13 protein-coding genes and 2 pseudogenes are annotated in these 13223 nt (G+C 60.6%); 7 read left to right on the top strand and 8 right to left on the bottom strand.

Translation table 11 applies throughout. The annotated features are described in order from the left end of the window. Positions 1 to 82: 82 nt before the first annotated feature. Both hemH and KGA96_RS06780 read right to left on the bottom strand, forming a co-directional pair. Positions 83 to 1105, bottom strand: a complete 1023-nt coding sequence (hemH, locus tag KGA96_RS06775; RefSeq protein WP_046041877.1) for a ferrochelatase — start codon at positions 1103 to 1105, stop codon at positions 83 to 85. A gap of 13 nt (positions 1106 to 1118) precedes the next feature. Beyond that, complete coding sequence (locus KGA96_RS06780) at positions 1119 to 2021, bottom strand: TIGR01777 family oxidoreductase (RefSeq protein ID WP_223465960.1); 903 nt, start codon at positions 2019 to 2021, stop codon at positions 1119 to 1121. Between the two features lie 196 nt (positions 2022 to 2217). Between KGA96_RS06780 and KGA96_RS06785 the strand changes: the two genes are divergently transcribed. From KGA96_RS06785 to KGA96_RS06815, 7 genes and pseudogenes are all read left to right on the top strand, one after another. Then, positions 2218 to 3204, top strand: a complete 987-nt coding sequence (locus KGA96_RS06785; protein ID WP_223512053.1) for an NAD(P)/FAD-dependent oxidoreductase — start codon at positions 2218 to 2220, stop codon at positions 3202 to 3204. A 197-nt stretch (positions 3205 to 3401) separates the two neighbouring features. Then, positions 3402 to 3944, top strand: a pseudogene (locus KGA96_RS06790) (YbgA family protein); the annotation flags it as partial. Beyond that, positions 3944 to 4885, top strand: coding sequence for a MerR family transcriptional regulator (locus KGA96_RS06795; protein ID WP_046041874.1), 942 nt, complete (start codon positions 3944 to 3946; stop codon positions 4883 to 4885). The pseudogene KGA96_RS06790 and the gene KGA96_RS06795, both read left to right, overlap by 1 nt. A gap of 21 nt (positions 4886 to 4906) precedes the next feature. Next, the gene (gene phrB, locus KGA96_RS06800; protein WP_046042017.1) at positions 4907 to 6349 is read left to right on the top strand and encodes a deoxyribodipyrimidine photo-lyase; all 1443 of its coding nucleotides are present in this window, start codon (positions 4907 to 4909) and stop codon (positions 6347 to 6349) included. A 2-nt stretch (positions 6350 to 6351) separates the two neighbouring features. Continuing rightward, positions 6352 to 6450: pseudogene (locus tag KGA96_RS06805) on the top strand (nuclear transport factor 2 family protein); the annotation flags it as partial. Continuing rightward, positions 6447 to 7229: an SDR family NAD(P)-dependent oxidoreductase gene (locus KGA96_RS06810; protein ID WP_046041873.1), complete on the top strand. Its 783-nt coding sequence runs from the start codon at positions 6447 to 6449 to the stop codon at positions 7227 to 7229. The pseudogene KGA96_RS06805 and the gene KGA96_RS06810, both read left to right, overlap by 4 nt. A 99-nt stretch (positions 7230 to 7328) precedes the next feature. Continuing rightward, positions 7329 to 7634: a YkgJ family cysteine cluster protein gene (locus KGA96_RS06815; RefSeq protein ID WP_007981864.1), complete on the top strand. Its 306-nt coding sequence runs from the start codon at positions 7329 to 7331 to the stop codon at positions 7632 to 7634. A gap of 143 nt (positions 7635 to 7777) precedes the next feature. Here the strand turns inward: KGA96_RS06815 and KGA96_RS06820 are convergent, their stop codons facing one another. The 6 genes from KGA96_RS06820 to hemA all read right to left on the bottom strand — a co-directional run bounded on the left by KGA96_RS06820 (position 7778) and on the right by hemA (position 13152). Further along, positions 7778 to 8296 (bottom strand): acyloxyacyl hydrolase, encoded by a 519-nt coding sequence (locus KGA96_RS06820; RefSeq protein WP_046041872.1) that lies wholly within the window; start codon positions 8294 to 8296, stop codon positions 7778 to 7780. Between the two features lie 123 nt (positions 8297 to 8419). Beyond that, the gene (murI, locus tag KGA96_RS06825; RefSeq protein ID WP_046041871.1) at positions 8420 to 9211 is read right to left on the bottom strand and encodes a glutamate racemase; all 792 of its coding nucleotides are present in this window, start codon (positions 9209 to 9211) and stop codon (positions 8420 to 8422) included. Further along, on the bottom strand, positions 9204 to 9959 hold the full coding sequence (locus KGA96_RS06830; protein ID WP_046041870.1) for a molybdopterin-synthase adenylyltransferase MoeB: 756 nt from the start codon (positions 9957 to 9959) through the stop codon (positions 9204 to 9206). Before KGA96_RS06830 ends, murI begins: the two co-directional genes overlap by 8 nt. Further along, on the bottom strand, positions 9953 to 10783 hold the full coding sequence (gene prmC, locus KGA96_RS06835) for a peptide chain release factor N(5)-glutamine methyltransferase (RefSeq protein ID WP_046041869.1): 831 nt from the start codon (positions 10781 to 10783) through the stop codon (positions 9953 to 9955). Before prmC ends, KGA96_RS06830 begins: the two co-directional genes overlap by 7 nt. Continuing rightward, positions 10784 to 11866, bottom strand: coding sequence for a peptide chain release factor 1 (prfA, locus tag KGA96_RS06840; protein WP_046041868.1), 1083 nt, complete (start codon positions 11864 to 11866; stop codon positions 10784 to 10786). Further along, a complete protein-coding gene (gene hemA, locus KGA96_RS06845; RefSeq protein ID WP_046041867.1) occupies positions 11863 to 13152 on the bottom strand; it encodes a glutamyl-tRNA reductase in 1290 nt (429 codons plus the stop codon). Before hemA ends, prfA begins: the two co-directional genes overlap by 4 nt. Positions 13153 to 13223: the final 71 nt, after the last annotated feature.

A 13223-nucleotide genomic window follows, 5' to 3' on the forward strand; every position in this document is an offset into this window, starting at 1 on the left:
TGCCAGATAGCTATCGCGAGCAAGCTCGCTCCCACAAATTGGAATGCATTTCCCTGTGGGAGCGAGCCTGCTCGCGAAGCTTTTAAAGCGCCAACGGCGCGCGCTCGCACAACGCACTCAACGCCCGCGCCCAATGCGGATCATCGTTGAGGCACGGCACCAGCACCAGGTCCTCGCCCCCCGCTGCGCGGAATTGCTCCTTGCCGCGATCACCGATCTCTTCCAGGGTCTCGATGCAATCGGCAACGAACGCCGGGCACATCACCAGAACCTTTTTCACCCCGCTTTTGGCCAATTCATCCAGGCGCGCCTCGGTGTAGGGTTCGATCCATTTGGCGCGCCCCAGACGCGACTGGAACGACACCGACCACTTGCCCTCCGGCAACCCCATGCGTTTGGCAAACTCTGCCGCCGTACGCAGGCACTGGCCGCGATAACAGGTGGCGACCACCTCCGGTGGCGCCCCGGCGCAGCAATCACCGCCACCCTCGAAGCTGTGACCGGGGTTGAGCTTCTTCAGATGCCGTTCCGGCAACCCATGAAAACTCATCAGCAAGTGATCGAAGTCCTGCTGCAAATGCGGCCGGGTCGTGACCACCAGCGCATCGAGGTATTCCGGCTGGTCGTAGAAAGGCTGGAGCACCGACAACTGTACATCGAGGTTTTTCTCGCGCACCACGCGCTTGGCCTCTTCGATGACCGTAGTCGTGGTGCTGTCGGCGAACTGTGGATACAGCGGCGCCAGGGTGATTCGCTTGTGCCCCGCCGCAACCATCCGAACCAGAGTCGATTCAATCGACGGCTCGCCGTAACGCATCGCCAATTCGACCGGGCCGTGCTGCCATTGACGGGTCATCGCTTGTTGCAGGCGACGACTGAGCACCACCAGCGGCGAGCCCTCGTTCCACCAGATCGAGGCATAAGCATGGGCCGACTGCTCGGGACGCTTGATCAGGATCAGCGACACCAGCAGACGCCGAACCGGCCATGGCAGGTCGATCACGTACGGGTCCATCAGAAATTGATTGAGGTAGCTGCGCACATCCGCCACCGAGGTGGAAGCAGGTGAGCCCAGGTTGACCAGAAGCAACGCGTGATCGGTCATGCAACGTCCTATTTCAAAGGCGACCGGACAGATCGTCCAGAGCCGCGCGCAAATCCATGAACTTAAAAGTGAAACCAGCCTGTAACAAACGCACGGGAGTGGCGCGCTGGCCGCCCAGCAGCAACAGCGACAACTCGCCCAGCCCCACCTTCAATGCGAAGGCCGGCATCGGCATGAACGCCGGGCGATTCAACACGCCGCCCAACGCCTTGGCAAACTCGCGATTGCGCACCGGTTTGGGCGCGCACGCATTATAGGGACCGCCGGCCTCGTTGCGATGCAGAAGAAAATCAATCAGGGCGATTTGATCGTCGATATGAATCCATGGCATCCACTGCCGGCCGTTGCCGATCGGCCCACCCAGGCCCAGTTTGAACGGCAGTAACAGCCGCGACAAAAAGCCGCCCTCCGCCGACAGCACCAACCCGGTTCGAATGAGGATGACGCGAATGCCCAGCGTTTCAGCCCGCAGTGCAGTCTCTTCCCAGGCAATGCACAACTGGCTGGCGAAATCTTCGCTGACCGGCCCCGAGTCCTCGGTCAGTTCGCGCTCGCCACCGTCGCCATACCAGCCGACAGCCGAACCGGAAATCAATACCCGTGGTTTCTGCTCGCGATTTTCGAGCCACGCCAGCAAGGTTTCGGTGAGGGTGATGCGGCTGCTCCACAACAAGGCTTTACGCTTGTGCGTCCAAGGCCGGTCGGCAATCGGCGCTCCGGCCAGATTGACGATCGCATCGATCTGCTCCTGCCCCAGATCCTCCAGCCGGGCAACTCCACGCACTTGGGCACCACATATTTTCGCGACTTTTTCAGGCTTGCGACTCCAGACTGTCAGGCGATGTCCCTGGCCCAACCAGTGCCGACAGAGCTGACGTCCTATCAAACCAGTACCGCCGGTCAGCAATATGTGCATGACTTCTCCCTCGCGTGGCGTTTTACCTTGTCCATTAGTCTATTTTTATAAGCAGGGATCTTTGGTATCGAACAGGCGCTATGTTTAACAATAGGCCAAGCTGTCAGATCGAGAGCGCTAAAAGTTATACCAAAAAACAATATTGTACAGGTTTGAACCCCGGCGTAGTCTGTACAGAAAGGTAAACGAGGCCCCTATGACTGTACCTATCGCAATCATCGGCACCGGCATTGCCGGACTCTCCGCCGCCCAAGCCCTGACTGACCTCGGGCATGTGGTTCAACTGTTCGATAAAAGTCGTGGCAGCGGCGGGCGCATGTCGAGCAAGCGCAGCGATGCGGGGGCTCTGGACATGGGCACGCAGTATTTCACTGCCCGCGACCGGCGTTTTGTCAACGAAGTTCAGCGCTGGCAGGCCAAAGGCTGGGTCGCCGAGTGGACGCCGCAGCTGTACACCTACCATGGCGGCCAACTCAACCTGTCGCCGGACGAACAGACCCGCTGGGTCGGCACGCCCCGCATGAGTGCCATCACCCGCGCGCTGCTCGGCGACCTCGAAGTGCATTTCGCCTGCCGGATCACCGAAGTTTATCGCGGTGAAGAACACTGGCACCTGCAGGACGCCGAGGGCTTCACCCACGGACCGTTCAGCCACGTGGTCATCGCCACGCCGGCCCCCCAGGCCACGGCTCTGCTGGCATCAGCGCCGAAACTCGCCGGAGCCGCCGCCGGGGTGAAAATGGACCCGACCTGGACCATAGCCCTGGCCTTCGAAACGCCGCTGGAAACGCCCATGGAAGGCTGCTTCGTGCAGGACAGCCCCCTCGACTGGCTGGCCCGCAACCGCAGCAAACCCGGACGTGACAACACCCTCGACACTTGGGTGCTGCACGCCACCAGCGCCTGGAGTCGCCAGCACATCGACTTGTCCAAGGAAGCGGTGATCGAACAGTTGCACGGCGCCTTTGCCGAACTGCTGCACGATTCCATGCCCGCGCCGAGCTTCAGCCTCGCCCACCGCTGGCTTTACGCCCGCCCCGCCAGCAGTCACGAATGGGGCACCCTGGCCGATGCCGACCTGGGGCTGTACGCCTGTGGCGACTGGTGCCTGTCCGGACGCGTCGAAGGAGCCTGGCTCAGCGGTCAGGAAGCCGCCCGCCGCTTGCATGAGCACCTGCAGTAAAGAGCATCAATCCGAACAAATCGCTGCTGTCGTCCTGGACAGCAGCCCGCCACAAAACTTATACACAATGTTTGACTTGTACAACTTCGAATCTATGATGAAGTTATCTTGTACAGACTCGACCGTCTGCACAGGTTCAGATTCGAGGTGCTCCGATGTCCCATGCCCCCGCCAAACAGAAAATCGCCATCAACGCCTGCCTGCTGCACCCGGACTTGCCAGTGGAAGAAGACAGCCGGCTCAATGATCCGGTGCTGCGGGAAAACTTCCTCACCCGCGTGTTCGCCTACAGCGCCTGGCAGCAGCTACGCCAGGAAGGCCTGACCCGGCGCGGTCTCACGGACTTTCACTCGCGCTACAAATACCTGCTGATGGCCCACAACCCGGAGCAGTACAAAGTGCTCGGCAATCTGCTGGGGATCATGGGTCATACCGATCCGAAGGAACTTGGCCCGCGCTACTTCAGTGAACTGATGGTGGCCCTGAAAAAGTGCGCCACCCGCCGCACCCATACCAACGTCCTGCAACACCTCAGTGGCTACCTGAAACAGGCCATCAGCCACGAAGACAAGCAGGAAGTGCAGCACGTGATCAGCCAGTACCGCCTGGGCATCGTGCCGCTGGTGGTGCCGCTGACGCTGCTCAAACATCACTTTCGCCAACACCCCGATCCGTACATCGCACAGCAGGTTTACCTGCAACCGCACCCGGAAAACCTCAGCCTGCGAAACGCCATCTGATGAAAAAAGCACTCGACACCAGTGCCCGCGAAGACCTCGGCGATGACCTTAAAAAGGCGCTGGACGAAGGCTGGCTGCCGATCCGTGAAGTGGCGCGGCAAACCGGCGTCAATGCCGTGACCTTGCGCGCCTGGGAGCGGCGCTACGGCCTGATCGTGCCGCAACGCACACCCAAGGGCCATCGGTTGTTCTCGGCCGACCACGTACAACGCATCCAGACCATCCTCACTTGGCTCAACCGTGGCGTTGCCGTCAGCCAGGTCAAGCCATTGCTCGACACGCCGCAAGCCTTCAGCGAGTCCGTCGACAACGATTGGCACGTCTTGCTGCAAACGTTGTTGCAGGCGGTCAGCGGATTGCAGGAACGTGCCCTGGATGACAGCGTCAATCAGGCGATGGCGCTGTATCCGCCGCGAACCCTGTGCGAGCAATTGCTGATGCCCTTGCTGGCTACTCTGGAGCAACGCTGGCAAGGCCAGTTCGGGGCGCAGATGGAGCGGGGCTTTTTTTGTGCCTGGCTACGCAGCAAGTTCGGTGCGCGCATCTACCATAATAATCGTCAGTTGCGCACCGCGCCGCTGCTGCTGGTCAACCACTCGGACCTGCCCATGGAGCCGCACCTTTGGCTAACGGCCTGGCTGATCAGCAGCGCGGATTGCCCGGTGGAGGTCTTCGACTGGCCGCTGCCTGTCGGAGAACTGGCATTGGCGGTCGAATTTCTGCAGCCCCGTGGGGTTCTGCTGTACTCAAGCAAAGCCCTGAATCCGGCGCAGCTGCCGAAACTTTTCAAAGGCGTCAGTTGCCCAAAAATGATTGCCGGACCAACGGTATGCATCCACCACACCGAGTTGTCCGCAAGTACTGCCGAGATCGCTGATCTGTACCTGGCCGAAGATCCGTTGTCGGCACATCAGGCACTCGTTCAGCACGGGCTGATTTAAATGAATAGCGCGGATACCAAAATGCAATTGATCTGGCTGCGCAGTGACTTGCGCCTACATGACAACACCGCCCTCTCGGCCGCAGCGGCTCGCGGCCCCTGCGTGGCGGTGTATCTGCTGAGTCCGGAACAATGGCTGGAACACGACGATGCGCCCTGCAAAGTGGACTTCTGGTTGCGTAACCTGCGCGAGTTGAGCCGCGAACTGGGTCAACTGAACATTCCCCTGCTGATCCGCCAGGCATCGCGCTGGGATGACGCACCCAGCGTATTGCTGAACCTGTGCCGACAGTGGCAGGTCGACGCGCTGTATCTCAACGAAGAGTACGGCATCCACGAATCCCGTCGCGATGCAGCGGTCGCCCGGACGCTACAGGCCGAAGGCATCGAAGTTCGCCGCTACCTCGATCAATTGTTGTTCAAGCCAGGGAGCGTACTGACCCGCACCGGCACTTACTTTCAGGTCTTCAGCCAATTCCGCAAAGTCTGCTACGAACGACTGCACCACTCGCTGCCCAGCCTGGTCCGCGCGCCGCACAAACAAGCGCCGCTGAACATTGCCAGCGATCCGATCCCCTTGAGCGTCGACGGCTTCGCAACACCTGCTGACAACCTGCGCAACCTGTGGCCGGCGGGCGAAGCGGAAGCCCGGCATCGCCTCGACAGCTTTAGCGTTGCGCAGATCGAGCACTATCAAAGCGAACGGGATTTCCCGGCGAAGCCCGGCACCAGCCAGCTCTCGGCCTATCTGGCCGCCGGGGTGATTTCTGTGCGCCAATGCCTGCACGCGGCCTTGAACAGCAATCAAGGCGAATTCGAAAGCGGCAAGAGCGGCGCCGTTACCTGGATCAACGAACTGCTGTGGCGAGAGTTCTATAAACACATCCTGGTGGGCTACCCACGGGTTTCCTGGCACCGCGCATTTCGTCCGGAAACCGAAGCTCTGGCCTGGCGCAACGCCCCCGAAGAACTGGCCGCCTGGCAACAGGCTCGTACCGGCTTGCCAATCATCGACGCCGCCATGCGCCAACTACTGGCAACTGGCTGGATGCACAACCGCCTGCGCATGGTGGTGGCGATGTTCCTGAGCAAAAACTTGCTGATCGACTGGCGCGAAGGCGAACGTTTTTTCATGCGTCACCTGATCGATGGCGACTTGGCAGCGAACAATGGTGGCTGGCAGTGGAGTTCCTCCACCGGCACCGACTCGGCGCCTTACTTCCGGATTTTCAACCCGTTGAGCCAGTCGGAAAAATTCGACCCCGAAGGCGTGTTCATCAAGCAATGGCTTCCGGAACTGGCCGGGTTGAATAAAAAAAACGTGCACAACCCCGCCAATCTCGGCGGTCTTTTCGGTGTTGTGGATTACCCCTCACCGATCGTCGACCTGAGTACTTCCCGTACACGTGCGTTGACGGCATTCAAAAACCTGCCCTCGCGGCAATACGCCGCGGTTGGGTCATGAGTTACCGCCACCGGGATGACTTCGATGCCGGGTCTTTGCATTATGAACATTTACCCGTATTGGGCCGGGCAATTGCCCGGCTGAAAAGGAGATTGGGATGAGTCGTACACTCGCACGACGATACTGGCTGACAGGCGCAAGCAGTGGCATCGGCGCCGCCCTGGCCGAAGAAATCCTGAAAACCGGTGCGCACCTGGCCGTCAGTTCACGCACCGTGGCACCACTGAAAAACTTGTCGCTACGTTACCCGGGGCAGGTGCTGGTGGTCGCCGGAGACCTGACCAACAGCCAGACCGTACGCGAGATCGGCGAGCAGATTGCCGAGGACTGGGGCTCGCTGGACACCGTGATACTCAACGCCGGCACCTGCGAGTACGTGGATGCCAAGCAGTTCGATGCGTCGATTGTCGAACATGTGGTGCGCACTAACCTGTTGGCCAGCAGCTTTTGCATCGACGCCGCACTGCCTTTGCTGCGGGCCGGCACCGCACCGCATATGGTAGCCATGGCCAGTACGGTGACTTACCTGCCGCTGCCCAAGGCAGAAGCCTACGGCACCTCGAAGGCCGGGCTGCGTTACCTGTTCGAATCCCTGCGCATCGACCTGGCGCATGAAGGTATAGAACTCACGGTGATCAGCCCCGGGTTTGTCGAGACTCCGCTGACGACGAAAAACGACTCCCCCATGGCCTTGAGTTGGCCGGTGGAGAAAGCCGCGCGGCACATCTTCGAAAAACTCAAGGACCGACCGCTGGAAATCGCTTTCCCGGCAGCGTTCATGGCCGCCCTCTGGCCGCTCTCCAAACGGCCGGACCAAGTGAAACTGGAGATAGGCAAACGCATGGTGCGCAGCCAGCCGCCGATCAAGGATCAACCCTGAAAGTCGTCATCATCGGCGGCGGTATCCCGGACGTTTCGATACTTGAGCGTCCGTCAGACCTTTCACACAGCACCCGGTGACTGCCTTACACTGCGCACCATGAAAACCATCCCCCATACGCAAATCGCGGAACCCGCGGTCACCTGCTCGACCTGCGCAGCCTGCTGCTGCCAGCTCGAAGTCATGCTGATCACCGATACGGGCGTGCCTGAACGGTTCATCGATACCGATGACTGGGGCGGGGAAGTGATGCTGCGCCTGGACGACGGCTGGTGTGCCGCGCTGGATCGCAACACGATGATGTGCACCATCTACGAAAAACGCCCGTTGATCTGCCGGGAGTTCGAGATGGGCGCACCGGAGTGCATCGACGAACGCCAGGGGATTTCGACGGCGTATCGCTGAACTGGAAAACAACGTGTCCCCCTGTGGGAGCGAGCTTGCTCGCGATAGCGATTTCAGATTCAACATTGATGTTGAATGAAATATCGTCATCGCGAGCAAGCTCGCTCCCACAGGGGATTTGCAACCCGCTGAAACCGTGGTGCTTACAACGGCAAGGTGTAATGCAGCGAGTAGCTTTCTACACCGTCGTTGGAACTGGCGAGCCCGGCGTTGGAATAGTGCGTCGCGCGGACCCCGACTTCGTGGCCACCATTGAAGCGCAGGCCAAAACCGAACCGGTCTTCAAACTGGAAGGCACTGCCGATGTTGTTGTCTTCGAGTCGGGTATTGGAAAACACCGCCACGCCAATGCCTGCTTCAACGTACGGTTTGACGTTCTGACCGGCAAATTCGTAAACGAACACCGGAGAGAACGACAGGCTGTTATTGCTCGAGGTCTTGTCGCCCTCCCAATAGGTGTAGGCACCGCTCCAGTAACCGGTCACACGGCCAACGTCACTCTGCCACCAGCTCTGGTCCCAATCGAATTGCATGCCCAGTCGATACGTCATGGTCGAATCGCTGGTCTGACCAACCGCGAACTCCACACCTGCCGCCTGCGCGGTAAAAGTGTGCCCCATTAGTGCGGCCGCAATCGCGGCCAAGCAGAATAGTCGCTTCACTAGAAACATCCTTTTGCGAACGATTTCGTATGGTTTTTTTGTTGCAAAGCCCTGCAAAAACTATAGAAGTCAGCGATTTATCAGAAGTTCACCCGACTCTTCGTATTCCCCCCGGACAGCCTTCTACCTGTTGAAGCTTCGCACAACGCCAGAGGTATTCCACAGTATCGGCAAGATATTTCTGAAATGAAGCGGATCGGCGCTGGTCCAGAACTGCGCCTCACGGGCCGGTCCCTCGGCGAGCAGCTCGCCTTCGGCCAGCAGACGCTGAAGTTGCCGCGCGACGGCGGCGCCGGTGTCGATCAGGCTGATGTCCTCGGGGATCATCTGCCGCAGCATCGGCTTGAGAAAGGGGTAATGGGTGCAGCCGAGAATCAGGGTGTCGGCGCCGGCAGCCAGCAATGGCTCGACATACCCGGCCAACAGCTGACGCAGCTCGGGGCTGCGCAGGTCGCCGTTTTCAATCAGCTCCACAAGCCCTGGACAGGGCTGGGTAATGACTTTCACGTCCGTGGCGAAGCGGTCGAGCAATGCGGCGAACTTGGCGCTCTGCAAGGTGCCGGTAGTGGCCAGCACCCCCACCACGCCGGAACGGGTTGCGGCGGCGGCCGGTTTGACTGCCGGCTCCATGCCGACGATGGGCCATTCGGGATAGTCGCGACGCAAGTCGGCGACGCCGGCCACCGTCGCCGTGTTGCACGCCAGCACCAAAGCCTTGGCGCCCTGCTGCCGAAAGAATTCAGCCATCACGCTGCAACGCTGTTGGATAAACTGCGGGGTTTTCTCACCATAGGGAACATTCCCGCAGTCGGCGACGTACAGCAGAGACTCATTGGGCAACAAACGCTGGATCTCGGCCAGTACCGAGAGCCCGCCGACACCGGAGTCGAACACGCCAATCGGCGCTTCACGCATGTTTCGACCCACAGACACTGCAACCCGGATCGCGCTTGACCCGCAATTCACGGAAGCGTGTACCCAAGGCATCGATCAACAGCAGGCGCCCCACCAGCGGCTCGCCAAATCCGGCCAGCAACTTCAACGCTTCAAGCGCTTGCAGACTGCCGACCAGCCCCACCAGCGGTCCGACCACGCCGGCCTCGCTGCAGGTCAATTCGGCTTCACTGCCGTGCCCGTATAAACAGTGGTAGCACGGACTCTCCGGCCGACGCGGATCGAACACCGACAGTTGCCCTTCGAGGCGAATCGCCGCACCGCTGACCAGCGGTTTGCCGGCGGTTACGCAAGCGGCGTTGACCGCTTCACGGGTGGAAAAATTGTCAGAACAATCGAGGACCAGATCCACCCCGGCCACCACGGCGGCCAGCGAATCTTCATCCAGCGCCGCACGATGAGCGATCAACTGGATCTCGGGATTGATCGCGCTCAGGCGCTTGATTGCCGAATCGACCTTGGTCATGCCGACACTGTCGGTGTCGTGAATGATCTGGCGCTGCAGGTTGGTCAAGTCGACCGTATCGAAATCCGCCAGGTGCAACTCGCCAACACCGGCGGCTGCCAGATACAGCGCCACTGGCGCGCCAAGGCCACCAAGACCGACGATCAATACGCGGCTTTCCTTGAGCCGCAACTGGCCGTCGATATCGATGTGTTGCAGCAGAATCTGCCGACTGTAGCGCAGCAATTCCTGATCATTCAGCACGGCAGGCGCCCCAGACTGATGCGTTGGTGACCGCCCAGATCGGTGCGGCTGTGGACTTCTTCAAAACCCCGGGTCAGCAGCAAATCGCGGACCGCCTCGGCCTGATCATAGCCGTGTTCGAGCATCAGCCAGCCACCGGCATCCAGATGGTCCGGTGCCTGGGCGACGATCAGGCGCAGATCGTCGAGCCCGTCGACACCCGCCACCAGGGCGCTGGCCGGTTCGAAGCGCACATCACCCTCGACCAGATGCGGATCGGCCGCTGCGATGTAGGGCGGATTGCTGATGATCAGTTGAAAACGCTGACCTTCCAGGGCGCTGAACCAATGGCTGCTCAGCACGGTGGCGTTGCCCAGGTGCAGGCGCTGGCGATTGCGTTCGGCCAGGGCCACGGCTTCCAGGACACGATCCACAGCGGTGACATTCCACGCCGGACGTTCGCTGGCGAGGGCCAGGGCAATCGCGCCGCTGCCGGTGCCGAGGTCGAGTACCTTGGCCGGTGTGGCCGGCAACAGCTCCAGCGCGGCTTCCACCAGCAACTCGGTGTCGGGGCGCGGTATCAGCGTGTGCGGTGCCACTTCCAGGTCCAGCTTCCAGAAACCCTGCTGGCCGAGAATATAGGCCACCGGCTCACCACTGCGGCGGCGCTGCAAATATTCGGCGAACGTCAGCACCGCTTCGCTCGGCACTATGCGCTCCGGCCAGGTGTGCAGGAAACTGCGGGACTTGCCCAACGCAGCCGCCAGCAGCAATTCGGCATCCAGACGCGCCGTCGGCGAGTCGGGCAAATCGGCGGCGCGCAACAAACTGGCAATGATCGTCATTTACTCACCTATCGCTGCCAGTTGATCGGCCTGGTACTCGGCCAGCAACGGCTCGATCACCGCCTCGACACCACCGGCGAGGATCTCGTCGAGGGAATACAAGGTCAGGTTGACCCGGTGGTCGGTGACCCGGCCCTGGGCAAAATTATAGGTGCGGATGCGCTCGGAACGGTCGCCGGAGCCGACCAGCAACTTGCGTTCGCTGGCGATGGCGTTGGCTGCGGCGGAGGTCTGCTGATCGTTCAGCTTGGCCGACAACCAGGACATCGCTCGGGCGCGGTTCTTGTGCTGCGAACGTTCTTCCTGGCACTCGACGACAATGCCGGACGGCAAGTGCGTGATACGGATTGCCGAGTCGGTCTTGTTGACGTGCTGGCCACCGGCGCCGGAGGAGCGATAGGTATCGACGCGCAGGTCGGCCGGGTTGATCTCGATGACTTCCTGTTCGTCCGGCTCGGGCAATACCGCCACGGTGCAGGCCGACGTGTGGATGCGGCCCTGGGATTCGGTCGCCGGAACCCGTTGCACGCGGTGCGCACCGGATTCGAATTTCAGCTTGCCGTAGACGTTGTCGCCTTCGACCCGGGCAATCACCTCTTTATAGCCGCCGTGCTCACCCTCGTTTTCCGAGAGGATTTCCACCCGCCAGCCACGACGCTCGGCGTAACGCGAATACATGCGGAACAGGTCGCCGGAGAAAATCGCCGCCTCGTCGCCGCCGGTACCGGCACGGATTTCGAGGAACACGTTGCGCCCGTCGTTCGGGTCCTTGGGCAGCAGCATGCGCTGCAGGTCGGCTTCGAGCGTGATCAGGCGCTCCTTGGCCTCGCGGACTTCTTCCACGGCCATTTCACGCATGTCCGGGTCGCTGTCCTTGAGCAGTGCCTGGGCGCCTTCGAGGTCGTCCTGCACTTTCAGCAGTGCTTTATAGGCGCCCACGATCGGCTCAACTTCCGCGTACTCCTTGGAATAGGTGCGGAACTTGTTCTGATCGGAAATGACCTCGCCGTCGCCCAGCAGGGCAGTCAATTCCTCGAAACGGTCCTGGAGAATATCCAGCTTATTGAGCAGTGACGCTTTCATTGCGGTTTTTTATCCGAAAAGCTATCCGATGAGCCCTCACCGAGGGCAAAGAGTTCCTGGGCCATCGCCAGCGCATCCAGGCGACCTTCGGCAGAGAGCTTTTTCAACTGCACGCTCGGTGCGTGCAACAGTTTGTTGGTCAGCCCGCGGGCCAGTTGCACCAGCACCTCTTCGGCACTGGTGCCGTTGGCCAGCATGCGCTGGGCCTTTTGCAATTCTTCGTCGCGCAGGCGTTCGCTCTGTTGACGATAGGCCTTGAGCACGTCCACCGCTGCCAACTCGCGCAGGCGGACCATAAAGTCTTCGGCGCCGATCGAGACCATCTCTTCGGCGGCCTGGGCTGCGCCCTGACGGCTCTTGAGGTTCTCGGCGACCACTTCGTGGAGATCGTCGACGCTATAGAGGTAAACGTCGTCCAGTTCACCGACTTCTGGCTCGATGTCGCGGGGAACAGCGATATCCACCATGAAGATCGGTTTGTGCTTGCGCAGTTTCAAGGCGCTTTCCACCGCACCCTTGCCCAGGATCGGCAACTGGCTGGCGGTGGAACTGATGACGATATCGCTGCGCACCAGCTCTGCCGGAATATCCGACAGCAACACCGCATGGGCGCCGAACTGCTCGGCCAGAATGCTCGCGCGCTCCAGGGTGCGGTTGGCGACCACAATGCGTTTTACACCCAGGTCATGCAGATGGCGGGCGACCAGGGTGATGGTCTCGCCGGCGCCGATCAACAAGGCCTGGCTGCGTTGCAGGTCGCTGAAAATCTGCTTGGCCAGGCTCACCGCGGCAAACGCCACCGACACAGGGTTTTCGCCGATGGCCGTGTCGGTGCGCACCTGCTTGGCCGCATTGAACGTGGCCTGGAACAGCCGCCCGAGCAACGGCCCGATGGTGCCGGCCTCGCGGGCCACGGCATAGGCCGATTTCATCTGGCCGAGAATCTGCGGCTCGCCCAACACCAGCGAGTCGAGCCCGGAAGCGACCCGCATCATGTGACGAACTGCCGCATCATCTTCATGCACATAGGCGCTTTCGCGCAGCTCGTCGTAGCTCAAATGATGATATTCGGCCAGCCAGCGCAGCACGACGTCCGCCGACAGATGATCCTGTTCTATATAGAGTTCACTGCGATTGCAGGTGGAGAGGATCGCAGCTTCGCGGCTGTCGGTGAGTCGGCAGAGCTGCTGCAAGGCCTCAACCAGCTGTTCAGGGGTAAAAGCCACGCGCTCGCGGACGTCTACTGAAGCAGTCTTGTGGTTAATACCGAGTGCAAGGAAGGCCATTCAAAGTCGCTGATTGTGACGTGAAGCCGACAATTGTCCTACTTCGACGGAATCAGAACAACTACTCGATA

The sequence above is a fragment of the Pseudomonas sp. GL-R-26 genome (genome assembly GCF_019947365.1).
Classification (GTDB): domain Bacteria; phylum Pseudomonadota; class Gammaproteobacteria; order Pseudomonadales; family Pseudomonadaceae; genus Aquipseudomonas.

Coding starts and splice junctions, on each gene's coding strand:
- phrB (WP_046042017.1), top strand. CDS start 4,907: ATGCAATTGATCTGGCTGCGCAGTGACTTGCGCCTACATGACAACACC.
- prfA (WP_046041868.1), bottom strand. CDS start 11,866: ATGAAAGCGTCACTGCTCAATAAGCTGGATATTCTCCAGGACCGTTTC.
- KGA96_RS06810 (WP_046041873.1), top strand. CDS start 6,447: ATGAGTCGTACACTCGCACGACGATACTGGCTGACAGGCGCAAGCAGT.
- hemA (WP_046041867.1), bottom strand. CDS start 13,152: ATGGCCTTCCTTGCACTCGGTATTAACCACAAGACTGCTTCAGTAGAC.
- KGA96_RS06785 (WP_223512053.1), top strand. CDS start 2,218: ATGACTGTACCTATCGCAATCATCGGCACCGGCATTGCCGGACTCTCC.
- KGA96_RS06780 (WP_223465960.1), bottom strand. CDS start 2,021: ATGCACATATTGCTGACCGGCGGTACTGGTTTGATAGGACGTCAGCTC.
- murI (WP_046041871.1), bottom strand. CDS start 9,211: ATGCGTGAAGCGCCGATTGGCGTGTTCGACTCCGGTGTCGGCGGGCTC.
- hemH (WP_046041877.1), bottom strand. CDS start 1,105: ATGACCGATCACGCGTTGCTTCTGGTCAACCTGGGCTCACCTGCTTCC.
- KGA96_RS06795 (WP_046041874.1), top strand. CDS start 3,944: ATGAAAAAAGCACTCGACACCAGTGCCCGCGAAGACCTCGGCGATGAC.
- KGA96_RS06815 (WP_007981864.1), top strand. CDS start 7,329: ATGAAAACCATCCCCCATACGCAAATCGCGGAACCCGCGGTCACCTGC.
- prmC (WP_046041869.1), bottom strand. CDS start 10,783: ATGACGATCATTGCCAGTTTGTTGCGCGCCGCCGATTTGCCCGACTCG.